The organism is Arenimonas sp. MALMAid1274 (assembly GCF_049195245.1).
Classification (GTDB): domain Bacteria; phylum Pseudomonadota; class Gammaproteobacteria; order Xanthomonadales; family Xanthomonadaceae; genus Arenimonas.
Genome location: NZ_JBMIRR010000023.1, coordinates 65,053 through 87,380 on the forward strand (window position 1 = coordinate 65,053; position 22,328 = coordinate 87,380).

Here is a 22,328-nt window from a genome sequence, read left to right on the forward strand (position 1 = left end):
CTCGCCCATCCAAGTGATCAGTGTCACTCAATCTGTTGAATCTATCTCTTCAGCACTTCGCTCGCCAAGTACATTAAATGCCAACCCCAGCCGATGCAAGAATCTAGCTTCGGCATTCAGAAGTGAACGCTCTCTTTCGTCTATAAAATCGTCAACTTCATCATTTCTTAAATGCTGAATTGCCTTCTCAGAAATAAAGTGCGACCTGAGTATGCTCTGGCTTAGATTGGAGTCGTCGAGCTGAGTGAAGAAAGCACGACTGTTTCTCGGATACCCAGTAGGAAGAATCACTCTGTTTGCCGGGTTAGACACTCTTGGCTTTCTCTCGTTCGGGAAGAAGTAAGGTATGTCGCCCAACGACCCGTCCGAGTTGATTGCTTCGGGTGAGATTTCGGTGCCAGTCCGAGGATCCTTCGGCGACCCTTCGGTAAGTTGGACAAGAAGAGATGCGCGAATACGGGCTGACCTGCGATCGAAAGACTCCGGGAACGGGCGAATGTCTCTGCCGAAGAAGAAGTTGTCGAACGTGTCGGGTGAGTGTGCGTTGTCGGCGAAACTGCGCATAACCTTCCCTGCCTGTCGCAGGTCAGTAGTGTTGGCGCCAGCAAACCAACCGTTGAAAGATGTTGCCCAAAACCATTTGATCAGCAAAAGGCGCTGTGACGCGCTAAATTCACCACTAGAGCGAGAAATTTGGCCGAAGAAGATTGACAGCAATACTGCAATGGATGAATAAGGCAAAAGCCTACTGGACGGGAGCCCAATGTCGTCCCTTAGAAATTTTGCGGTGCAAAGAAGAGCTGCTTTGGAGTCAATGACTGACTGCCGCATTTTCTCGTAGGAGTTGCGGTTAACAATGCGTTCGTAACTTGGTCGAGTGAAATCAAGATCAGCCAAGGCAAGTATGCTCTGAAGAATTACGCGGCGATGCAGGTCGCCCAATCCAAATACCCTAAGCTCACCCAAAATCTCGTCAATAGACGCTGCAAGATCAAAATTGCCATCCTGCTCATCGCGGAAAGTCAACGCAGAGATCATCTGGTCCGGGGTCATGTCGCGCCCCCGTTGGTTGACGCGCGCAAAAATGGTCACTGCGTCATCTAGCGAGCCAGACTTCAAGACAGTCATTGGAACACGGTAGTCGCGAATGGCTCTTTGCAGCGTATCTGCGCGATCAAGATAAGTATTGGCCTCGTCAGGAGTGAACTCTTGAGAGTTGAGAATCTCCCGGGTACGTCGCGCAAAATCAACCGTCCGAAGTACGCTTCTCAACGGTAGATGAAGAAGGGATATTTTGTCTTTGGGCTCGCGAAGGTGTACGAACTGCTCGTTCCTGAGGTCATACGCAACCCACCACCGCCAGTCCTCAAGTTTTGACCTAGGGTGGCTTTCCGGCAGGCGCAGGACCCCAAGTAGCGTTGCGAGTCGTTGGTGTCCGTCGACGACATAAGACTTGACGATCGGTCCGCTTGACTCAATTTGAATTGGGCCGACATTGTCTAGGCTGGAAATGTCTCGACGTTCTGTCTGCCACACAAGAAGTGACCCAATCGGATAGCCCTTAAGAACACTGTCGAACAATTGCAGCATGTCATCTGGCGACCATACATACGGGCGCTGAAAACGAGGAATTCGATACTCGCCTGTCAGGACGCCGTCCATGAGATCGGTGACAACTACAATCTCCGGTTTCGCTGTCGCGGAAGGAAGGATTGACACGATCAAAAGCACCCGTAAATGTGATTCAGCAAGGTCCGAATTTCGGCCGCGTGTTCTGGGTTCGATACAACCTTTTTGGAAGGATCTGGCCTGCGCGCTTCATCAGTATAGACCGAGCTTAGTCCTTTTCCGAAACCATTAGCCAACTTGGTCCAGTCGGCATCTGGCAGGCTTGAGTACAGCGCGCGCTGTTGGGCTGGATGATGGGGGGATGCAAGGAAGTTAGCTTTACTTGCGGGTGACTCACTGCCGATCTTGAATCCGCTCTTCATATGGTAGTGACGCTTCTGTACTTCAGTAAGACGATCAAGCGCTTTCACCCGATCCAAGTCAGCTGCCGAACTGAGCGAGCTTCTAATTACATCAATCGGTATGTAGCTTTCTATTGATCGACTCCTTAACTGATGAACGGAGAGGCAGTATTCGGCCGCCTCTAGGACCAAGCTCGCATTGGGATTGTCTCCGGGGTAGCTTGAGTCGCTGTCCAGGACCGCCAATGTCCAACACTTGAGCGCGCGGGAGTACTTCTCATCTCGGCGCGCCCAAACTCCGTGAGACATTATTCTTGCGGCAGATGGTATTAATCCCTTTCCGCCAGCATGTCTGAAGGAAATCCAGCCAGCGCGATAAGCATCAATGAAACTGGCTAATCCCAATGCTCTTGCCATCCAGAGTAAAAAGGCGCCGTCATTGGCTTCATTTTCGACCACAATGTTCAGCGGCATTGACAGAAACGCGATCGCATCGCGTGGATGCAATCTAGTTGTGCGGGAAGTTGTTACGACGGTGCCGCCGCGTCGAGACTCAGCGTCCAGAATCACCGTCGACTTATCTATATGTGCATCGAACGATCGATTTTTTGACGAAAGGCGGACTAGCTCCGCGGTATTTGTTGGCCTGGAGCTAATCCAAGGGCTTGTCAAAAGGCCATCTGGCTCAAAGCAGTGTCTCTTCTCCTCAACAAATAGGGTGATCACGTCGAGCACCGGATACCATAGTGGATCGGAATGTACTGTTTGCTCGACTTGAATTCTCATGAGTTCTTATCGCGCGTTGCTTTCCGAAGTTCCGTTAAGTCGGAGAAAGCCTCCTCGAAGACACCCGTTGGCCAACTTGATGGGTTTCCCGAGGTGTCAAATGTGATGACCCGGATCGGGTCGATAACAGTCTCCCCATCAAGCACCTCGACATGACCAACCGATAAGACAATTACTTTGTCCGCAGGAATTACCCCCTCCGCGATTCGACGTCTGACCCGCATCACTAGTTGTTCAGAGTGGGTTTCAATGATGCAGATGGCGGGCGAGGGATTGGTCGATGTCGCCGATGCAACCGCAAGGTCAGCGAGTGCGCCATGAGCGGCTGGGTGAAGATGTAGCTCTGGCTGCTCTACGATCAGTACAGGAGCGGAAAGCCGGCCGTGCTGGAAGCCAATGTGTTGCACCACTATCGGAAGGCTTTGTGAGAAGCCCGCCCCCGTGTCGGAAAGTGCGACCGGCGTTCGCATGGATATATCCGAGATGCTTATGCGAGGTTGCTCTCCGGAAACATCGACATCGATAGCGTGGCCCATCGCCGTGGTGAACCATTCACTCACACTTGCGGAAAGTTTGCCCCCTCGGCGTAGCCGATCGTCGGCCAAGAACTCCAGAGTTTTCTCACCGCGAGCACCAAGTTCTCTCATGTTTTGGTTTGGCACGCGCATTGCCCTGGTACCTTCTGATCGGAATGGCCCCAGGTAGGATGGTGAGGAAAGTGCGTCCCGGAACTGCATAAATAGGCGTTCGAGTCGATGGCCAAGTTCCGCACCCACAGTGGTCGGTTCAGGGAGGAGTCCGCTGAATCGAACTGCTGATACGGTCGTGGTGCCATCGGAAGTCACGCGGTACATCGGTCTTTGGGATGTGAGCTGGGATGGGTCCTCAAGCTCAATCTGCAGTACCGTCTCGCCCTGCTCCTTAAGTTCGAATTTCTCAATTACTAGAATTTTCAGCTCGCTTATGTGCACAAGTGTTGTTTCGAACTCACTTCTTGTATGCCCATCATAAAACTCTGCACCTAGTGCAAATGGCAATGCGCTCCTGGCGTGTATTAGGTCCTCGAAGGTAACCGCGTGTTCGACGCCGCCCGCAAAAAGATCCAGCGGATTATCGGGGTCCGAAGCCAATGCGCGCGAAAGCAATAGGGGTAGTCGCGCCAGCACACTTTTCCCGCTACCGTTTTTTCCAATAATTATCGTGATTGGCGCTATCGGTGTTTTGTATCTCTCTTTGAACGCTCTGTAGCGATGACACGTCATAGACACCAACTTCATACCGATTTCCTTTATTTTTTACACTGGGAGCTCAGGTCTGGCTTTCTGATTGGATGACAAACACCTGTTCTAGATCAAACTCCAGCATCGAAAGTGCGTTTTTCTGCGGGGCGCCTCGGCCGCGGTAAGCGCCGACACCCGTTCGTTTCGACGATGGTCGCATTTCCCCACACCCAAGAGCTATTGCGAACCTTTGGTTTCGGAAAGTCTGAGGACGAAGAATCGCGTCACTGTCAATGTGGATCTAACGCGATTCGACTGCTTTCTCCAGCCGTGTCCTTCGTCGGGGAACAATATGTACTCAATGGGCAGACCGCGTTTATTCAAATCCCGCACCACCTGCTCCGCCTCCACCACCGGCACATTCGTATCATTAGCCCCATGCATCACCAGCAGCGGCGTCTTCACTCGGTCCAGCTTGTGGATCGGCGACAGATCCCGCAGCAGCTGCCGCTGCGTCTTCGGATCCCCGTACTCGCCCGTGCTGATCGCCCCCATCCACGGCGTGCTCTGCGCGAAAAAGGTCTCGAAGTTCACCATGCCGAACAGGTTGGCGCCGGCCGCGAACAGATCGGGGTGCTCGGTCACGGCCACCATCACCACGTAGCCGCCGTAGCTTCCGCCCATGATGCCCAGGCGGCCCTTGGCGCCGATGCCTGCTTCCAGCAGGAAATCCGCCGCTGCCTTGATGTCCTTGTTGGCGTCGAAGCGGCCGGCGTGGTTGTCCAGGCTCATGAACTTCTTGCCGAAGCCCGAGCTGCCGCGGATGTTGGGCGCGAACACGGCGATGCCGCTGGCCAGCAGGGCCTGGTAGTCGGCGCGGAACGCGGGGCGCTCCTGGCCTTCGGGGCCGCCGTGGAAGCTCAGCACCACGGGGCCGGGCTGCTTGAAGCCGGGCGGCAGGTACAGCCAGCCCGACAGTTCCAGGCCGTCGTGCGCCTTGAACGTACGCAGCTCCGGCTTCACCAGCTGGCTCAGGTCCACGCCGGCGGCGGGGCTGAAGGTGAGGCGCGTGTACTCCTGCGTGGCCAGGTCCAGCTGCCAGAGTTCGGCGGGGGCGGTGGAGCCGCTGATGGTCATCAGCACCGTGCGGCCGTTGGGCGCGAAGTCGGGGCTGGACACCAGTTCGGCCGGGGGCGCGGGCAGTTCCTGCTTGTCGCCGTGGGCCAGGTCCACCAGCTCCAGTTCGCTGCGGCCACCCACGTTCCACAGCAGCAGGGCCTGCTGCTTGTCGCGGCTCAGCACGAAGTCTTCCAGCTCGGCGTCGTCGCGTTCGGACAGGGTCTGCAGGGGCGAGGCGCCGGCTTCCGCATCCACCGTCACCTTGGCGAACACCATGCGGTCGCGCTGCACGTTGTGGGCCAGGTACACCGTGCTGGTGTCGGCGCCGAACTTGCCGAAGCTGCGGGCCGTGCCTTCGTGCGGGGTGAGCAGGGTTTTCCTGCCGGTGGGGTCGGCCAGTTCGTCCACCCACAGGTTGTTGTCGCCGCGGGTCACCAGGCGGTTCACCAAGCCGCGGTTCAACACCAGGTCGTCCAGGCTGCCCAGGCCCTGCATCGGGATCATCACCATCGCTTCGGCGTTGCCGATGTTGTAGACCCAGATATCCGTGGCGGCGGGGTCGCGGGCATTGCTGCGGAAGTGGTAGCGCAGGCCGTCGCCGAAGTCGCCCGGGAAGGTGTTGGCCTTGCCGTCGTTCATCGGCACCACGTCCTTGCCATCCGCGCTGCTGAGGAACAGCTGCGCGTTGTAACCGCCGCCCGGCGATACCGCATAGGCCAGCTTGCCCTCCGGCGACCAGCGCAGGCCCGAGACCGGGTCGCTGCCTTTCGTCAGCTGCGTGGGCGTGCCGCCAGCCGCGGGCATCAGCCAGGCCTGGGGCGAGCCGCTGACGTTGCTGATGTAGGCAATCTGCGTGCCGTCGGGCGAGTACTGCCCCGGGCCCGCGCTGCTCACCTGGCCCATGGCGGTGATGCGGGCTTCCAGCGTGGGGTCGGTGGGGGTGTCGGCCGCAAGTGCGGGCGCGGCGGCGAGCAGCAGGGCGAGGGGAAGGCTGACGCGCAGGCGGGTCTTCATCGGGCGGTTTCCTCGGGGTTCCTCCGGCCAACGTATCAGGTGCATGGTTCCGGCCCGAAGCGGCCATCCAGGTATTCAACTGCTTGCATAATATCTACGTAATCATATAATCCGAATGAAGGCTCTCCACTGGGTTGGCACTTCCAAATCCGATCTCCTCGGGCTTCCGGCCACAGTGCGATCGGAGGCGGGCATGGATCTTCGACTGGTCCAATCGGGACTTGAACCCCGGAGCTGGAAGCCGATGCCAGGCATTGGCGCAGGTGTGAGGGAAATCAGGAACCGCACGGCGGATGGAGCTTTCCGGACCTTCTATGTGGTCGCGAGTGCCGGCCACATCTACGTCCTGCACGTGTTCCAGAAAAAGTCCCAGCGCACATCGCCGAAGGACATCGAAATGGGCCGAGCCCGCTACCGCTTGATTCCCTGACCAGAGGACGCCCATGCCGCGCAGCAAGCAGGAAAACGCCGTTACTCCGTCCAGCGGGAATGTGTTTGTCGACCTTGGCTTCAGCCACGCCGAGGCGCTGGTTCTCACGCTCCGCGCCGACGTGATGATCCAGCTTCAACTCAGGATCAAGTCCCGGCAGATGACCCAGTGCGAAGCGGCTGGCTTGCTCGGCGTCAGCCAAAGCCGCGTTTCCGACCTGATGCGGGGCAAGAGCGACAAGTTCAGCCTGGACATGCTGATGCTTTTTGCAGCGAAGCTGGGCGTTCCGGTGAGGATCGAGCTGGCGGCTTGATCCAGGGTTTGCCCGGCCCTGGACAGGCACCTGCGCGCAGGTAAACTCCGGGGATGCGGCATTGGTGGGTAAACCAGAACCAGACCTACCGGCACGAGATCGCTGGCGGTTACCTTTGGTCCCCCAAGCGCAATGCCAACAATGCCCGAAACCAGTTCTACGATTTCATGCGGGACGTCGCGCCCGGCGATGTCGTTTTTTCTTTTGCGGGCACCTACCTCCGCGGCATTGGCATCGTGGCATCGAATGCCTACGAGGCCCCCAAACCGCTCGAGTTTGGCCAAGCCGGCGCCTACTGGAACCAGATTGGTTGGCGCGTTGACGTCAGCTTCTTCGAACTCAAGGGTCCGATTCGTCCGGCTGAGCACATGGGGCGACTTGCCCCCTTGCTGCCCAAGCGATATTCGCCGCTCCAGGCTAATGGCGGAGGCCTCCAAGGTGTGTACCTGACATACCTGCCTGACCCGCTAGCCGCCGCCCTGGTCGACCTGATCGGCCGCGAGGCGAGGAATATCATCGAGAGCTCCCGGGTTGCCGACCACGCGTCGGCGCAGGTGGCCATTGGCCTGCTGCAGTGGGAGGAACACGAGCTGGACAAGGTCGCAGCAGACCGGACGCTGGTCGAGACGGACCGGAAAGCCGTGGTCATGGCCCGGCGCGGGCAGGGGATTTTCAAGGACAACGTGCTGAAGCGCGAATCCAGCTGTCGCCTGACGAAGGTGGACAGGGTGGAGCACTTGCGGGCAAGCCACTGCAAGCCATGGCGCGACGCGAACAACAGCGAACGCCTGGATGGCGACAACGGCCTACTGCTCACGCCGGATGCAGATCACCTGTTCGACCGCGGCTTCGTCAGCTTTGAGGACCATGGCGGAGTGTTGTGGTCCCCGGTCGCCCACATCCCGTCACTGCTAATGATGGGATTGGATCCCAGCGCATTGAAAAACGTCGGCGGGTTCAGTGAGGGGCAGAAGTCCTACCTGGCTTTCCATCGGGAAAGCGTCTTCCTGCAAAGCCGCTACAGATACTAGAGCGTGCCGGCAGGGCCGCTGCCAAACGACAGGGCGGTCAAGGCTTTGCTGCACGTTATCAGGAAGGATCCGGCGCACGCGCTGGCCTGACCAGCTAAAGTTGAGGCCTCGCCCCGCCTGCCCACGCTTACATGCCCGACATCCCCACCCAGCCCTCGCCCAGCGCGATGGCTTTCCTCAACGAGCTGCTGGGTCGTCCGCGCCACGAAGTGCCCTACCTGCTGCTGGTGGTCGGCCACCCCGCGCCCGGCTGCCGCGTGCGGGCGATTACGCGCAAGCCGCTGTCCGGCGTCACCACGTTCATCACTTCGTGACTACGACTGCGGCCAACCCGGCCTTCCCGCCCCACGCGACCGAACGCGCCTGGCTCGAAATCCCCGCCCTCGCGGCCCGGCTGCTCCTGCGCCACTGGCCCGCCTTGCTCGCGTGTTTCTTCGCGCAGTGGGTGGCGTACGACGCGCTGATGCTGGTGGCCATCGTCGCCGGCGAGCAGGGCGTGCTGCTGTCCTACGCGGCCATCGCGGTGCTGATCGTGTCCCAGCTGGTGGGCATGATCGCGATGTTCCTGGTGCTGCGGCCGTCGCTGCCGACGATGCAGCCGGTGGCGGGCTTGCCGTCGGTGCCGGCGGGCCGCAGGTGGCTGCAGGTGCTGGCGGTGGCGCTGCTGCCGTTCTTTGCCTACTACGCGGCGTGGGGGCTGCTGGACGGCACCAAGCGCGACTTCCTGCTGACCTACCAGAGCTGGATCTCGTTCGAGCGGCGCGAACCGCTGCAGGACATCCTGGGGCTGCGCGGCTTGTGGGTGGCGCTGGCGGTGTCGTGGGCGCTGCGGGCGCTGGCCAAGCGCCGCTTCGCCGCCGCGCAGCACGGCGGCTGGTCGATCCTGGTCGCGGCCTGCGAGGCGTACTGGCTGTTCGTCGGTGCGGCCGTCATCGCGCGCGGCTACGCGGCGGCCAGCGACTGGTGGCAATCGCGCGTCGTCTACCAGGCGGTCGTGCAATGGTGGGAAAACCCGTTCATCGGCCTGGTCTCGCTGGCGCCGCTCAAACGCCTGCTCGAGCCGGCCTGGGACGTGCTGACCACGGCCGGCGGCGCCGTCGCGATGCCGCTGGTGTGGCTGGCGATCGCCGCCATCGTCTACGGCATGGACCTGCGCCGGCGCGGCCGCCTGGACCGCTACGACGCGCGCGCCCGCCTGATCGGCCGCCGCTACCGCCGGCTCAATCCGATCTGGCAGGCGGTGGTCGACAGGATCAGTGCCGGCTGGAATGCCAAGGCCATTCCGCTGGTCAACGCGGTCCGCCTGGTGCTGCGCGCCGGGCTGCCAGCCCTGCTGGTGCTGTGCGTGGGCTGGGCGCTGCTCGACTACGTGGATGCGCAGGCCTGGGGCTGGGCCACGGCCGCCATCGGCCCGCGCGACTGGGACGAGTGGCGCTTGCTGGGCCAGCCGCTGTCCATGCTGTTCAACGGGCCGCTATCGCTGCGGCCGGCGTTGTTCACGCAGCTGCTGCGGATCGTGCTGCTGGCGGCGGTGTTCGATCGCGCGGTGGCGGGGCTGCGCGCGGCACGTCGCTGAGTCGCTCAGCTCGCGGGGTTGGGCAGGGCGAAGCGCAGGTAGGTGCCGCGCTTGGGCGTCGTGGTGAAGGGCGGGAACACGATGTCGGCGTGCAGGTCGGCGGGGCGCACGTCGGCCGGCACCAGGTAGACGTGGGTGAAGGCGAAGGGCTGGCCGGCCACCGCCTGGGCCTCGCCGCCGACCACGCGTGAGCCGCAGGTGCTGCCCAGTCCGCGCTCGGCCATCCAGCCGGAGACGCGGGCCGGGGCGTTCGCTTCCCACGCGCGGTTGTCTCCGTCCACCAGCCGCCCTTTGCACAAGTCCAGTCGCGCGACATCAATGGCGGCACCGGGAATCACTTCGTAATCAACCAGGATCAGCGCTGCCTCGGGGTGCGCGTAGTCGGCGGCGGTGCCGGCCGCGGCGGTTTCGCGACGTACGCCGACCAGGCGCCAGCGCGCGCCCTCGTAGTCATTCCACTTCGCGGTCGCGGTGATCTGGGTGCGCGGGTACTTGGTGTCGAGGTCGCGCTGCACGACCACCCAGGACAGCAGGAAGGCCAACGGGCAAAGCACGGCGGCGGCCGCCAGCCAGCCGCGGTTGTGGCGCCACCAGGTGATGGTGTCCGGGCGCGGGCTCATTCGGTGGGCTCCGGCGTGCGCAGGTCCAGCAGCGGCGTCGCTTCGGCCCGCAGGGCCTTCACCTTCGCCGCATCCAGGCCCAGCGTGATGTCCACCAGGTGGTCCAACTGGGCCGGTGCCGAATTGCCCGCGTAGAGCTGCAGAGACGCGCCTTCCAGCGCGTTCGCGGGCACGTCGAAGAAATACGCGCCGTTCGCGGGCAGGCCGGCGACCAGGTAGGTGTCGGTGAGGTTGAAGCCCTTCAGGTCGGGGCGCTCGTTCGGGGCCGCGCGATAGGTTCGCCCGTCGCGGGTGCGCAGCTGCGCGGCCACGTAGCCGTTCGTGTGCGAGCGCTCCACTTCAACCAGCGCTGACAGCCAGACACCGTCCGCGCGGACCTCGCGTCCGGGATCGCCGCGCTGCTGTCCGTCGATCAGGTAGGCGTGCGCCAGCTTGACCTTGCCGACCCGCACCGAAAAACCGCGCGCCGCAACCCGTTCGCCGGCAGACGCGTGCAGCAGCATCGGCGCGGTCTTCTCGTCGAACGACGGCTGCTCGCGGCGCAGCGTCACGATCAGCGCCAGGGCCAGCACGGTCGCCAGCACCAGGCCCCAGCGCACCGCAAGGCGCCGGCTCATGGCAAGGCTCCATCGCAGGCCGTGCCCACGGGCAGCACGAACTTGCCGCCCGGTCCGTCCTGCACCCACATTTCCTCGCCGCTGGCGTAACTGCGCGCCACGTGCCGGCGTGCGAACAGGCCCCAGGTCGCCTGCGTCGGCGGCACCATGCCGGCAGGCAACTCCCAGATGAAATCCACGCGCACCGGCAGGCCCGGCCCCAGCGTGAGCCTTACGGTCGCGTCGTCGGCGCGCTGCGTGCGTTCGGAATTCACGGGCTCGCCCGACCCGGTCGGCAGCCAGATCACGTCGCGGTCCAGGTAGGCCTGCATGGCCAGCCAATCGGATGCTTTGTTGACCACGGTCGCGCGAAGGATCAGATAGCGCTGCGGACCCGAGGCCGCCTGGCCAGGCCGCACCTCACTCGTCCAGGCACAGGTCGGCGTGATCGAAAACGCATCGGACGCAATGGCCTGGTTCGCGCCGGAAACCGCCAGCGTTGCGCGGGCCACGTCGGCACGCCCGAACCCGCCAAGCACCGCGATCACCGCCGCCGCCACGGCCACCCCCAGCAGCGCAATCCGCCCACGCCGCTGCCGCCACAGGAATTTCAATACCTTCGACAGAGCGATCGTTCCCGCAAGAAGAAGCCGGAGGATAACCCACCGAACCTCCGGGGTCAGAGTACGTTTATCTCCGGACACGCCCTTGCAGCCTGCCCGGCACAGGTCGCACCCGGACACAAAAAGCGCCGATAATCCCAGCCAGCCAACGGACCAGGATGCCGCGATGACCGACCCGACCCCGCTGCGTATCGATTTCGTCTCGGACGTCGTCTGCCCCTGGTGCGCCATCGGCCTGGCGTCGCTCGAACAGGCCCTGCATCGCCTCCAGCGCGAAGTGGACGTCGAGCTGCACGTGCAGCCCTTCGAGCTGAACCCGAAGATGGCTCCGGAGGGCGAAGACATTGCCGCGCACCTCCAGGCCAAGTACGGCCTGGACGAAGCGCAGCTGGCCGCGAACCAGGAACGCATCCGCGCGCGCGGCGCCGAACTCGGCGTGGTCTTCGACACGTCGCGGCGCCGGCGCATCCACAACACCTTCGATGCGCACCGCCTGCTGCACTGGGCCGGCGAGGAAGGCCGCCAGCTGGAGCTGAAGCGCGCGCTGCTGCAGGCCTACTTCACCGAGGGCCGCGACGTGTCCGACCACGCCACGCTGGTGCAGATCGCGACCGGCGCCGGCCTGCCGGCGGAACGCGCCCGCGCCATCCTCGCCAGCGACGAATTCGCCGCCGAAGTGCGCACCGTCGAACAGTTCTTCCAGCAGGCCGGCATCACCGGCGTGCCGGCCATCATCATCGAGCGCAAGCACCTGATTTCCGGCGGGCAGCCGCCGGAGGTGTTCGAGCAGGCGCTGCGGCAGATCGCGGCCGAAAAATCGGCGCAGTCCGGAACCGGCTGATCGCTGGGGAGGTTCGGTATGGCCCGCAAACGATCCCGCAGTGCCGGCGTGCGTCATCCCGCCCGCAACGCGCTGCTGTTCGCCGCCGCGTCGCTGATCGCGTGGGGCCTGGTGGCGTTTGGCATCGCCGACGCGCGCGAGGCAGGCGGCTCGGGATCGCCGTGGCTGATGATCGGCGGCTTGCCGGCGCTGTTTTGCCCGATGCTGGCCGTGTACTACGCCAGCCGCATCCGCGTGTTCCGCGACTTGCGCAGCGGCCGCACCGCCATCGCCCGCTGGACCGTGCCGCCTGACGAGTTCGCCGACTTCCGCGCGCACGAAGCGGGCATCGGCAAAGGCAGCGTCGACGTCAACTTCTACCGCCTGCCGGCGAAGATTCCGGACCCGGGCCTCGAGGTCATCTTCTCCGACCGCGGCGTGCTGATCGACGGCGGCTGGTTCCCGCTGTCGTTCACCGGCGGCCGCCGCGTGCTGGCGATTGACTACCAGGCCGACCCGCCGGCCATCGCCTTCACCACGCGCCTGACGACCGCGGTGCAGACCTCGAGCACGACCTACGCCACCCGCCACCACGTCTCGATGCTGCGGGTGCCGGTGGCCCGCGCCGCGCGCGGCCAGGTCGACGCGCTGCTTGAGCGTTTCCGGGCCCAGTTGGCCGCCGGCTGAGCCCTGCGATGTCACATCCCTGGCCGCCACTCGTTCTATCGGTAGCTTCCCACCGAGAACGGCCATGACCCCCGACCTCCTGAACACCCTGATCGCCCGCGACCTGCCCGCCGCCCAGCGCGGCGACACGGTGGCCTACGGCCGCCTGGTCTCGGCCACGCAGCGCATGGTCGCCAGCGTGGCCCTGGCCGTCACCCGCGACGTGCAGACCAGCGAGGACATCGCCCAGGAAACCTACCTCACCGCCTGGCAGCGGCTGTCCCAGCTGGGCAACCCGGGCGGCTTCCTGCCGTGGCTGCGGCAGGTGGCGCGCAACCGGGCCATCGACCACGTGCGGGCGCAGCGCTACCGCGAGACGCCGGTGGACCCGCTGGATCCGCTGGCCACCGTTGCCGCGGACACGGGCGCCGGACCGGCCGAGACCTTCGAGCGCAACGACCAGGCGCGGCTGCTGGCCGAGGCGCTGGACGAGATCCCGGAAACCAGCCGCGACGTGCTGTTGCTCTTCTACCGCGAAGGCGAACGCACGCAGGTGGTGGCGGCGCTGCTGGGCATCAGCGACGCGGCGGTGCGCAAGCGCCTGCAGCGCGGGCGCGAGAGCCTGCGCGAGGAGCTGCTGAAACGCGTGGCCGATGCCGCGCGTGCCAGTGCGCCCGCGCTGGCGTTCACGGTGTCGGTGGGCACGGCGGTGGCGCTGTCCGCGCCGGCCACGGCCGCCGCGACGGGCGCGGGCATGGCCAAGACCGGAGCCCTGGGCGCGATGGCCAAGCTGTCCACCGGCGCGGTGGCCGCCATGCTCGCCTCGGTCGGCATCGTGGTCGCCGCCGTCGTGTTCGAAACCCGCATCCACCTGGCCAAGGCCCGCAGCCCGGGCGAGCACCGTTCGCTGCTGCACAACGGCATCGTCTACGGGGCGCTGATGGGCAGCTACATGGTGGTGCTGAGCTGGTCGGTATATGCCGGCTGGCCCACCTGGCAAATCATGGGCACGGCGGTGGGGTTCAGCGCGGCGCTGATGCTGCTGACCTACGAGCGGCGGCGCATGCAGCGCAGGCATCGGCGCGACGCGCCCGATGGAAGTCCTGGCGCGATCTCCGCCGCTTGCCAGCCCCCTCCGGGGCGGGAGTAGAGTGGGCACGCAGCCCCCCCCCCTGCGGGCCGTGCACGTGTCAGGCGCGGCTCCCCTGTCCCGTTTTTTTCGGAGAATCATCATGCGTGCACCCCTCATGCTGTTGATGCTGTCGTTGGCGATGTGTTCCAGCAGTGCGTTGGCATCGGAAGAAGTGGTCTGTGAGTCCAAGGGCAAGGAACGCAGCGAGTGCGACATGGATACCCGCGGCACCGTCGTGGTGGTGCGGCAGCTCAGCCACGCGGCCTGCGTGGAGGGCAGCACCTGGGGCCTGAACAAGCACTCGATCTGGGTCGAGGGCGGTTGCCGTGCGGTGTTCTCCAACACCAGCCACGATGCGGCCGATTCGGCGCACCATTCCTCCGCCGGCCGCGCCGCGGCGGCACCCTCCGGCAAGCTGCCCAGCTTCAACGCGGTCTGTGCCGGCATGGAAGTGCATGCCGACGAAGGCGGGCCGGTTTATTTCGACGGCGAGGAAGTCAAGCTCAAGAAGGTCAACGACAACTACTACGAGGCCAGCGCCGGGGCGTCCACGGTCAGCATCAGCCGCAACCCCGATGGGTCGGTGGACGCGTCGTTCACCATCCGCGGCGGCGCCAACGGCATGTGCCAGATGAACTGATCGCACGAACCCGTGCGGCACGGAAAGCGGCGCTACGGCGCCGCTTTCTGCTGGTGGCGATCGGCTGACGATCCGGCAAAGGCCTTCAGCCATTCATTGCCCTGCGACGGCCAGATGTGGCCAGCCCCGTACAGCCCGAACACGAAGGGCGCGCCGCCCGGCGCCGGCGACTGCCGATGGCAGCAGCCCATCACCTTCGTCAGCGGACCCTGCGTGAGGTTGTGGCGGGCAAGGGCCTCGACGGTGGACGCCCAGTCTTCCTTGTGCCGCCGGTCCTCGCCGCGGCCAAACAGGTAGAGCACGGGCCTTGGCGGTGAATCACTTCGGAACCCCGGCATCACCGAGCCGATGACGGTAAACGTCGCAAACGCCTCGGATCGTTCGGCCAGCAGCAGCAGCGTGAAGTGGCCCCCGTTAGAGAAACCGGCCACATGCGTTGACTCCGGGCGCGTGCCGTAGCGGCGGGCCATTTCCTCCAGCAGCCGGTCGGTCAGCGCCAGGTCGCGATCGCCCTGGTCGCCGACGCGGTACTGCCAGCCGCGCTGGGAGGAGCCCTCGCGCAGCTCGCCGCGCGGATAGGCCACGATGGCCTCGGGCCAATCCTTGTGCAGGCGCACGGCGTTGGCAAAGGCGCGGTCGTCATCGCCGCGCCCGTGGAAGACCACGACCAGCGTGCGCGGTCCGGCGCTGGGGCCATCCGGCACGAAAACAAGCACGCGGCGCGGCTGGCCCGCGATGTCGAACTCGAGCATCTGCTCGGCGGCATGTACGACCGACCACGGGCACAGCAACAGGACCGCCAGCATCGCCCGGATCATCGGTATCCACGCCGCGTTCGCTGCCATGGCCCGTCCTTGAATCCCGCTCAGTCCCGCACGCCCCACAGCACCGCCGGCGCCGTCGGACAGCGATCCATGGGCTCCGGCTCGTCGGTGTCGCTGTCGAGCAGCCAGCAGTCGTCCAGCACCGAGCAGTAGCACGCCCGGAAACGAATCTTCGACAGGCTGGCCTCGAGTTCGCGCCAGAGCGGTTCAGGCACGCCCTCGCGCGTCACGCGCACCAGCTGGATCCACTCATCGGCGCCGAGCACGCGGCGCTGGACGCCGCTGGAATAACTCTCGATCGACACGGGATCGGTGCAGCAGCGCGCCCGAAGATCGTCGAGATTGCGCAAGGGCGCGCCGTCGTACGCCACCTCGGCCCAGCGGGTCCGCGCCGGCCCGACGCCACGGTTGAGCAGGTCCAGCGCGATCTGGGGCTTGCCATCGTCCGAAACATTGCTGGTGCCGAACATCAACGAAGGCCAGACGCTGGCCGCGAGCATGCGGTCCTGCGTGCGGTTGGCATTCACCGCGATCACCAGCGAGGCCACCGAGATCAGCAGCACGCCCAGGCCCATCAGCAGGTCGAAGGCGCGGCTGCCCAGGAATCCAGGCTCGCGGGGTGGCGAGGCCGGGTTCGTTTCGATGGGGCGGGGCGGGGCAGGGTCCATGGCGAAAGCCTAACCCGGGGCGGGCGACCCGTCATCTGCGGAGCCGGGACGGGCAACGGAGATCCTGCCAACTTCATCGTGCTGTCATGTCCCGCACCAATGCTGTCTTCCCAGCATGAACGCCCCGCTGCTGCCGCCGCGTACTTCGCTGGTCGTTCCCCTGCCTGACGGCGAGGGCGCCGACGAACCTTCGTCGCATCGCCACCGCACCATCTGGATTTCCGACGTGCACCTGGGCACGCCGGGCTGCAAGGCGGCCTTCCTGCTCGATTTCCTGAAGTGGAACGACGCCGACACCCTCTACCTGGTCGGCGACATCGTGGATGGCTGGCGCCTGCGCAAGGGCTGGCACTGGCCGCAGGCGCACAACGACGTGGTGCAGAAGCTGCTGCGCAAGGCGCGCAAGGGCACGCGGGTGGTGTACGTGCCCGGCAACCACGACGAGTTCGCGCGCGACTTCTTCGGGCACGCCTTCGGCGGCATCGAGCTGGTGTCCGAGGCCGTGCACCGCACGGCGGACGGCCGCCGCCTGCTGGTGACGCACGGCGACCTGTACGACGCGGTGGTGCAGCGCGCGCGCTGGCTGGCCGTGCTGGGCGACACCATGTACACGCTGATCCTGGCGCTGAACCACAGCTTCAACCGCGTGCGGGCGCGCCTGGGCTTCGGCTATTGGTCTTTGTCGCAGTACCTCAAGCACCGCGCCAAGGCCGCGGTGTCCTTCATCACCGACTTCGAAGTGGCGCTGGCGCGCGCCGCGCGCGAGCGTGGCCTCGACGGGGTCGTCTGCGGGCACATCCACAAGGCGGAGATACGCATGATCGACGGCATCCTGTACTGCAACGACGGCGACTGGGTGGAAAGCCTGACCGCCCTGGTGGAAGACGAGCACGGCCAGCTGCGGCTGATGCAATGGAGCCAGATCCGCGCCGACGAAACGCCGCTGATCGCGCTGCCGGCCTCGCCCGGCAAGCCGGCCGCGCCGGCCCTGGCCGCGCCCGTCGAGGTCGCGCGATGAAGATCCTGATCGTCACCGACGCCTGGGAGCCGCAGGTCAACGGCGTCGTCCGCACGCTCAAGTCCACGCGCCGAGAACTCGAGCGCCTGGGCCACACGGTCGAGTTCCTGACGCCGCTCGAGTTCCGCACCGTGCCGTGCCCGACCTATCCCGACATCCGGCTGTCGCTGCTGCCCGGCCGCAAGGTGCGCGCACGCATTGATGCCTTCGCGCCGCAGGCCATCCACATCGCCACCGAGGGCCCGCTGGGCCTGGCTGCGCGTTCGTACGCGCTGCGCCACAAGCTGCCTTACACCACCGCCTACCACACGCGTTTCCCGGAATACGTGCGCGCCCGCACTGCGCTGCCGCTGTCGGTGACCTACCGCTTCCTGCGCTGGTTCCATGGCCGCGCCGAGGCGGTGATGGTGCCCACCGAAGTGGTGCGCCGCGACCTGGTGGACGCCGGCTTCGCGCCTGACAAGGTGGTGCTGTGGTCGCGCGGCGTGGACCTGGACGTGTTCAAGCCGGGCCCGCCGATGCCGCATGACCTGAGCAAGCCCATCTTCCTGTGCGTGGGCCGGGTGGCGGTGGAGAAGAACATCGAAGCTTTCCTGCGACTGGACCTGCCCGGCACCAAATGGGTGGCCGGCGACGGGCCGGCGCTGCCGAGGCTGAAGGCGCAGTTCCCCGAAGTGCATTTCACCGGCGTGCTGGGCCAGGCCGAGCTGGCCACGCTGTACAACGCCGCCGATGTCTTCGTGTTCCCCAGCCGCACCGACACCTTCGGCCTGGTGCTGCTGGAGGCCATGGCCTGCGGCTGCCCGGTGGCGGCCTATCCTGTCACCGGACCCGTGGACGTGATCGGTGATTCGCCCGCGGGGGCACTGGATGAAGACCTGCGCGCGGCTGCGCTGCGAGCGCTGACCATCCCGCGCGAGTTGGCCCGTGCCCACGCCGAGCGCTATTCCTGGGAAGCCTGCACGCGCCAGTTCCTGTCCTACCTGCACCCGATCGGCGTGGGCAGTGCCGACGACGACGTGGCCCTGCGTTCGGCCAACCCGATGGCGCCGCGCCGGGGCACGCCGTGACCGAAGGCGCGTCGCGGCCCTCGCCGCCGGCGGAAAGCCCGTACAAGAGCGTCGGTGGCCTGGGCCGCATCGCCAACGCACTGCGCTATTCGCTGCGCGGGCTGGTGCAGGCCGTGCGGGTGGAAAGCGCGTTCCGCCAGGAACTGATCCTGGCCGCGGTGCTGGTGCCGGCCGCGGTGCTGTTGCCGCTGCCCGCGCTGGAAACCGTCGCGCTGATCGCGGCCGTGATGCTGGTGCTGATCGTCGAGCTCATCAACTCCAGCATCGAGGCCGCCATTGACCGCATCTCCTTCGACCACCACCGGCTCTCGGGCCGCGCCAAGGACCTGGGCAGCGCCGCGGTATTCCTGGCGCTGGTGCTGTGCGCCGTGACCTGGGTGCTGGTGGCCGGGCCGGCGCTGCAGGCGCTGTTGGCCTGAGTTCGCGACGGTGTAGCCGGCGGCCTTTGCCAGCGATTCCCGTCGTGCCCGGGCTGTGCGACCCTTGGCAGCCAGATCGCGGTCCGCGGCCTGGGACCTTTCCAGAGCCGGGGATCACATGGCGCTTTTCCTCTTGCGGTCCGCGAGCACATGACCCAGCCCGGTTCCGCCGGCTGGCCGCGCGGCACCGGCCCCATGGCCGCCCACATCCGCGCCTTCGACTGGTCGACCACCTCGCTGGGCCCGATCGCGCAGTGGTCGCCCGCGCTGCGCAACACCGTCGAGATCCTGCTGGCCTCGGGTTTCCCGATGGCCCTGCGGCACGGTCCCGACCACGCCCTGGTCTGCAACGATGCGTACGCGCGCCTGGTCGGCGTCGGCCCGGGCACGTCGCTGGCGCTCAGCGCCGAGGCAGGCTTCGGGCAGGTGGGCGGCGGCTGCGGCAGTGCCTACCAGCGCGCGCTGGCCGGCGAGACCGTGGCGCTGCAGGCCGTGCAGTTCCGGCTGGTCCGCGATGGCGAGCCGCGGGATGCGTGGTTCGACGCCAGCGTGATGCCCTGGCGCGACGAGCACGGCCGCGTGGCCGGCTGCCTCACCCTGGCCCACGAAAGCACCGACCGCGTGCTGGCCCAGCAGGGCGCCGACCGCTCGGCGCTGCAGCTGCGCGAAGGCGAATCGCGCTTCCGCATGCTGTTCGACGCGATCGACGAAGGCTTCTGCCTGATCGACATGATTTATGACGAGGAGGGCCGGCACTGCGACTACCGCTTCGCGCTGACCAACGTGGCCTTCGAACGCCAGACCGGATTTTCTGATCCGGTGGGCCGCACCGTTCGCGAGTTCCTGCCCGACCACGAACCCGTCTGGTATGAACGCTACGGCCAGATCGCCGAGGACGGCGTGCCGCAGCGCTTCGAGCTGCGCGCCGAATCCCTGGGTCGCTGGTACGACGTGTATGCCTTCCGCATCGGCGATCCCGCCGACCGCCAGCTGGGTGTGTTGTTCAACGACGTCAGCGAGCGCCGCGCCGCCGATGCCGCGCTGCGCGCCAGCGAGGCCCAGCTTTCGTCGCTGGTGGCGCAGCTGGCCGAGGGCGACCGCCGCAAGAACGAATTCATCGCCACGCTGGCGCACGAGCTGCGTAATCCACTCGCCCCGCTCACCACCGCCACCTACCTGCTGGGCATGGAGGGCGGCGACCCCGACGGCTCGGTGCGCGCGATGATCACGCGACAGGTGCAGCAGATGGCGCGCCTGGTGGACGACCTGCTGGACGTGAGCCGCATCACCCGCGGCCAGGTGAACCTGCAGCGCGCGCGCCTTGACTTGGTCGGCGTGGTGCGCAGCGCCGTGGAAACCAGCGCGCCCACGGTGAAGGCGCACTCGCACCAGCTTGAGCTGCAGCTCCCGGCCACCCCGGTCTACGTGGACGGCGACGAGACCCGCCTGGCCCAGGTGGTGCAGAACCTGATCAACAACGCCGCCAAGTACACGCCGCGCGGCGGCCGCATCGACCTGTCGCTGGACCTCGACGCCGGTGGCGTGCGCGTGATCGTGCAGGACAATGGCGCGGGCCTGCCCGCCGATGCGCTGGAATCGATCTTCGGCATGTTCACCCAGCTGCCCGATGCGCGCGGGCGCGCGCAGGGCGGCCTGGGCATCGGCCTGGCGCTGGCCCGGCGCATGGCCGAGCTGCATGGCGGCACGCTGCACGCGGAGAGCGAGGGGCCGGGGCAGGGCAGCCGCTTCGTACTGCGGCTGCCGCTGATGTCGAATCCCGACGCCAGCCCAATCGCCGAGGACGGTTCCGCGGCGGTGCCCGCAGCGCGGCGACACCGCGTGCTGGTGGTGGACGACAACCGCGACGCCGCCAACAGCCTGGCGCGCCTGCTGCAGGTGCTGGGGCACGAGGTGCGCGTGGGCTACGACGGGCCCACCGGCCTGGCGCTGGCCGAGGAATTCCATCCGCAGCTGGGCCTGTTCGACATCGGCATGCCCGACATGGACGGCCACGCCCTGGCCCGTGCAGTGCGCGCACAGCCTTGGGGCCGGACGATCCGTCTGGCCGCGGTGAGCGGCTGGGGCCAGGCTGCCGACCGCGAGCTGTCGCAGGCCGCGGGCTTCTACGCGCACCTGGCCAAGCCGGTGACGCTGGCGGCGCTGCAGCGCCTGCTCGACGACCTGCCCGACGGGGCCTGAGCAAACGCCCGCAGGAGATTTGCGGGGGACGTGAACCTCGCTGCCCCCTGGCCCGACTACCTCGATAACGGACCCCGCCTGCCCGGCGGCCGGTCCGGTCTTCCCATCGAGGAGTCGCCCATGAATCCGCTTCGCCTGCGCCTGATCGCGCCGCTGTTCGTCCTTGCCCTCACGCTGGCATCGCCCACCCGCGCGTCGTCGCCCGCGCTGGCAGCCACCGACACCGAACTGACCGCGCAGGATGGCTCGGCGCTGATCATCACCCGCGGCACCCTGGACGTGCCCGCGCGCCGGGGCGTGGCCGGTGGCCCGACGCTGCGCATCGCCTTCGTTCGCGTGCGCTCCGGCGACGCGCGCGGCGACACCGCCCACCTCGTGCTGGCCGGTGGCCCCGGCGCATCCGGCATCGACGGCGTGATGTCGCTGGCGCGCCACGGCCGCGCCGCGCTCGCCCTGTTCGGTGGCGACGTGATCGGCATGGACCAGCGCGGCACCGGCCAGTCCCTGCCCAAGCTCGACCTGCCCGACACCGTTGCGCTGCCCCTGGACGCGCCAGGTTCGGCGGAAAGCTGGCTGCCGCTGATCCGCGCCGGCAGCGCCCGGGCGGCCGCCAGGCTGCGCGCAGGCGGCGTCGATCCGCTGGCGTTCAATACGGTGGAAAGCGCCGAAGATGCGGATGCCCTGCGCGAGGCGCTCGGTTACCGGTCGCTGGTGCTGTGGGGCCGCAGCTACGGCAGCCATCTGGCGATCGCCATCGCGCGGCGACATGGCGCCCACGTGCAGCGGCTGGTGCTGGTGTCACCCGAAGGTCCGGACCACACCTGGAAACTGCCGGCGCAGGTGGATGCGGTGATCGCACGCGTGGCCGAGCGCGCGCAGCGCCCCGGCCTGCCGGGCGACATCGCCAGCGTGATGCAGCGTCTGCGCGGCAACCCCGTGACGGTGCGGCTGCGCGATGGCAGCGGGCACCTGCGCCGCATTCCGATCGGCGTGCTCGACCTGCAGCTGCTGACGCTGCGCGCGCTGGGCGATCCGCGCACGCTGGCCACGCTGCCGGCGGCCTATGCGCGCATGGCCCGCGGCGATTTCGACGCGGTCGCGCCGCTGGTGCTGGAGCAGCGCCGCCACTGGCGACTGGGCTCGGCGATGAAGCACTTCACCGACCTCAGCGCGGCGCCAGGCGCGGCGCGGGCGGCCCGGATCGCGCGCGAAGAGGGCGATTCGCTGCTCGGCGCCGCGGTGAATTTCCCGGGCCCGGCGATGTCGGACGCCTGGGGGGTGCAGGACCTGGGCGATGCGTTCCGCGCGCCCTGGGCCAGCGACCTGCCCACGCTGATCCTGGTCGGTGACCTGGACCCGCGCACGCCGCTGGAAAATGCGCACGAGATCGCACAATGCCTGCCGAACGCGAAGGTGGTGGTGCTGCGCAACGGCACGCACCAGTTCGACCTGTTCGGCTCGGCGCCGCTGCGGGCGGTGATTTCGGCCTTCCTCGCCGACGCGCCGGTGCCGGACACGGTGGCCCTGCCGCCGATCCGGTTCCAGCCCGTGCGCTGACCGCGATGGACCTGACA

Annotated in this window: 23 protein-coding genes; 14 read left to right on the forward strand and 9 right to left on the reverse strand. The window is 66.2% G+C overall.

Annotation, left to right across the window (positions count from 1 at the left end; translation table 11 throughout):
• Positions 1 to 27: 27 nt before the first annotated feature.
• The 4 genes from ACOQFR_RS03645 to ACOQFR_RS03660 form a co-directional block, all read right to left on the reverse strand.
• Complete coding sequence (locus ACOQFR_RS03645) at positions 28 to 1,731, reverse strand: GmrSD restriction endonuclease domain-containing protein (protein WP_421378665.1); 1,704 nt, start codon at positions 1,729 to 1,731, stop codon at positions 28 to 30.
• The gene (locus ACOQFR_RS03650; protein ID WP_421378667.1) at positions 1,722 to 2,696 is read right to left on the reverse strand and encodes a hypothetical protein; all 975 of its coding nucleotides are present in this window, start codon (positions 2,694 to 2,696) and stop codon (positions 1,722 to 1,724) included. The genes ACOQFR_RS03645 and ACOQFR_RS03650 overlap by 10 nt, the downstream gene beginning before the upstream one ends.
• Before the next feature lie 56 nt (positions 2,697 to 2,752).
• Positions 2,753 to 4,033, reverse strand: coding sequence for an AAA family ATPase (locus ACOQFR_RS03655; RefSeq protein ID WP_421378669.1), 1,281 nt, complete (start codon positions 4,031 to 4,033; stop codon positions 2,753 to 2,755).
• Between the two features lie 180 nt (positions 4,034 to 4,213).
• Positions 4,214 to 6,109, reverse strand: a complete 1,896-nt coding sequence (locus ACOQFR_RS03660) for a prolyl oligopeptidase family serine peptidase (RefSeq protein ID WP_421378671.1) — start codon at positions 6,107 to 6,109, stop codon at positions 4,214 to 4,216.
• Positions 6,110 to 6,224: 115 nt separating this feature from the next.
• On the opposite strand from ACOQFR_RS03660, the gene ACOQFR_RS03665 reads away from it, so the two are divergent.
• The 5 genes from ACOQFR_RS03665 (at position 6,225) to ACOQFR_RS03685 (ending at position 9,459) form a co-directional block, all read left to right on the forward strand.
• Positions 6,225 to 6,539 carry a type II toxin-antitoxin system RelE/ParE family toxin gene (locus tag ACOQFR_RS03665; RefSeq protein ID WP_421378673.1) on the forward strand — a complete coding sequence of 105 codons (315 nt, stop codon included), beginning with the start codon at positions 6,225 to 6,227 and terminating at the stop codon, positions 6,537 to 6,539.
• Positions 6,540 to 6,552: 13 nt separating this feature from the next.
• Positions 6,553 to 6,852 (forward strand): helix-turn-helix domain-containing protein, encoded by a 300-nt coding sequence (locus tag ACOQFR_RS03670; RefSeq protein WP_421378675.1) that lies wholly within the window; start codon positions 6,553 to 6,555, stop codon positions 6,850 to 6,852.
• Positions 6,853 to 6,905: 53 nt separating this feature from the next.
• On the forward strand, positions 6,906 to 7,883 hold the full coding sequence (locus tag ACOQFR_RS03675; protein WP_421378677.1) for an HNH endonuclease: 978 nt from the start codon (positions 6,906 to 6,908) through the stop codon (positions 7,881 to 7,883).
• Positions 7,884 to 8,014: 131 nt separating this feature from the next.
• Complete coding sequence (locus ACOQFR_RS03680; protein WP_421378679.1) at positions 8,015 to 8,197, forward strand: hypothetical protein; 183 nt, start codon at positions 8,015 to 8,017, stop codon at positions 8,195 to 8,197.
• Positions 8,194 to 9,459: a hypothetical protein gene (locus tag ACOQFR_RS03685; protein WP_421378681.1), complete on the forward strand. Its 1,266-nt coding sequence runs from the start codon at positions 8,194 to 8,196 to the stop codon at positions 9,457 to 9,459. Before ACOQFR_RS03680 ends, ACOQFR_RS03685 begins: the two co-directional genes overlap by 4 nt.
• 5 nt (positions 9,460 to 9,464) lie before the next feature.
• Here ACOQFR_RS03685 and ACOQFR_RS03690 read toward each other — a convergent pair whose 3' ends face one another.
• From ACOQFR_RS03690 to ACOQFR_RS03700, 3 genes are read right to left on the reverse strand one after another with little or no spacing between them, the layout of a single operon-like run.
• On the reverse strand, positions 9,465 to 10,079 hold the full coding sequence (locus ACOQFR_RS03690; RefSeq protein ID WP_421378683.1) for a hypothetical protein: 615 nt from the start codon (positions 10,077 to 10,079) through the stop codon (positions 9,465 to 9,467).
• On the reverse strand, positions 10,076 to 10,696 hold the full coding sequence (locus ACOQFR_RS03695; RefSeq protein WP_421378685.1) for a hypothetical protein: 621 nt from the start codon (positions 10,694 to 10,696) through the stop codon (positions 10,076 to 10,078). Before ACOQFR_RS03695 ends, ACOQFR_RS03690 begins: the two co-directional genes overlap by 4 nt.
• Positions 10,693 to 11,289: a hypothetical protein gene (locus ACOQFR_RS03700; RefSeq protein ID WP_421378687.1), complete on the reverse strand. Its 597-nt coding sequence runs from the start codon at positions 11,287 to 11,289 to the stop codon at positions 10,693 to 10,695. Before ACOQFR_RS03700 ends, ACOQFR_RS03695 begins: the two co-directional genes overlap by 4 nt.
• 175 nt (positions 11,290 to 11,464) lie before the next feature.
• Between ACOQFR_RS03700 and ACOQFR_RS03705 the strand changes: the two genes are divergently transcribed.
• The 4 genes from ACOQFR_RS03705 (at position 11,465) to ACOQFR_RS03720 (ending at position 14,556) form a co-directional block, all read left to right on the forward strand.
• Complete coding sequence (locus ACOQFR_RS03705; protein WP_421378690.1) at positions 11,465 to 12,139, forward strand: DsbA family oxidoreductase; 675 nt, start codon at positions 11,465 to 11,467, stop codon at positions 12,137 to 12,139.
• Between the two features lie 18 nt (positions 12,140 to 12,157).
• Positions 12,158 to 12,805 carry a hypothetical protein gene (locus tag ACOQFR_RS03710; protein ID WP_421378691.1) on the forward strand — a complete coding sequence of 216 codons (648 nt, stop codon included), beginning with the start codon at positions 12,158 to 12,160 and terminating at the stop codon, positions 12,803 to 12,805.
• 64 nt (positions 12,806 to 12,869) lie between these two features.
• Positions 12,870 to 13,934 (forward strand): RNA polymerase sigma factor, encoded by a 1,065-nt coding sequence (locus tag ACOQFR_RS03715; RefSeq protein WP_421378693.1) that lies wholly within the window; start codon positions 12,870 to 12,872, stop codon positions 13,932 to 13,934.
• Between the two features lie 82 nt (positions 13,935 to 14,016).
• A complete protein-coding gene (locus tag ACOQFR_RS03720) occupies positions 14,017 to 14,556 on the forward strand; it encodes a DUF3011 domain-containing protein (protein WP_421378695.1) in 540 nt (179 codons plus the stop codon).
• Between the two features lie 32 nt (positions 14,557 to 14,588).
• Here ACOQFR_RS03720 and ACOQFR_RS03725 read toward each other — a convergent pair whose 3' ends face one another.
• Together ACOQFR_RS03725 and ACOQFR_RS03730 are read right to left on the reverse strand one after the other, a co-directional pair.
• Complete coding sequence (locus tag ACOQFR_RS03725) at positions 14,589 to 15,401, reverse strand: alpha/beta hydrolase family esterase (protein WP_421378697.1); 813 nt, start codon at positions 15,399 to 15,401, stop codon at positions 14,589 to 14,591.
• A gap of 20 nt (positions 15,402 to 15,421) precedes the next feature.
• Positions 15,422 to 16,048: a hypothetical protein gene (locus tag ACOQFR_RS03730; protein WP_421378699.1), complete on the reverse strand. Its 627-nt coding sequence runs from the start codon at positions 16,046 to 16,048 to the stop codon at positions 15,422 to 15,424.
• A gap of 115 nt (positions 16,049 to 16,163) precedes the next feature.
• Between ACOQFR_RS03730 and ACOQFR_RS03735 the strand changes: the two genes are divergently transcribed.
• From ACOQFR_RS03735 to ACOQFR_RS03755, 5 genes are all read left to right on the forward strand, one after another.
• Positions 16,164 to 17,066, forward strand: a complete 903-nt coding sequence (locus tag ACOQFR_RS03735) for a UDP-2,3-diacylglucosamine diphosphatase (protein WP_421378701.1) — start codon at positions 16,164 to 16,166, stop codon at positions 17,064 to 17,066.
• Complete coding sequence (locus tag ACOQFR_RS03740) at positions 17,063 to 18,136, forward strand: glycosyltransferase family 4 protein (protein ID WP_421378703.1); 1,074 nt, start codon at positions 17,063 to 17,065, stop codon at positions 18,134 to 18,136. Before ACOQFR_RS03735 ends, ACOQFR_RS03740 begins: the two co-directional genes overlap by 4 nt.
• On the forward strand, positions 18,133 to 18,555 hold the full coding sequence (locus ACOQFR_RS03745) for a diacylglycerol kinase (protein ID WP_421378705.1): 423 nt from the start codon (positions 18,133 to 18,135) through the stop codon (positions 18,553 to 18,555). Before ACOQFR_RS03740 ends, ACOQFR_RS03745 begins: the two co-directional genes overlap by 4 nt.
• Before the next feature lie 195 nt (positions 18,556 to 18,750).
• Positions 18,751 to 20,754, forward strand: coding sequence for an ATP-binding protein (locus ACOQFR_RS03750; protein ID WP_421378707.1), 2,004 nt, complete (start codon positions 18,751 to 18,753; stop codon positions 20,752 to 20,754).
• 120 nt (positions 20,755 to 20,874) lie between these two features.
• Entirely contained in the window at positions 20,875 to 22,311 is a 1,437-nt protein-coding gene (locus ACOQFR_RS03755; RefSeq protein ID WP_421378709.1) for an alpha/beta fold hydrolase, read from the forward strand.
• Positions 22,312 to 22,328: the final 17 nt, after the last annotated feature.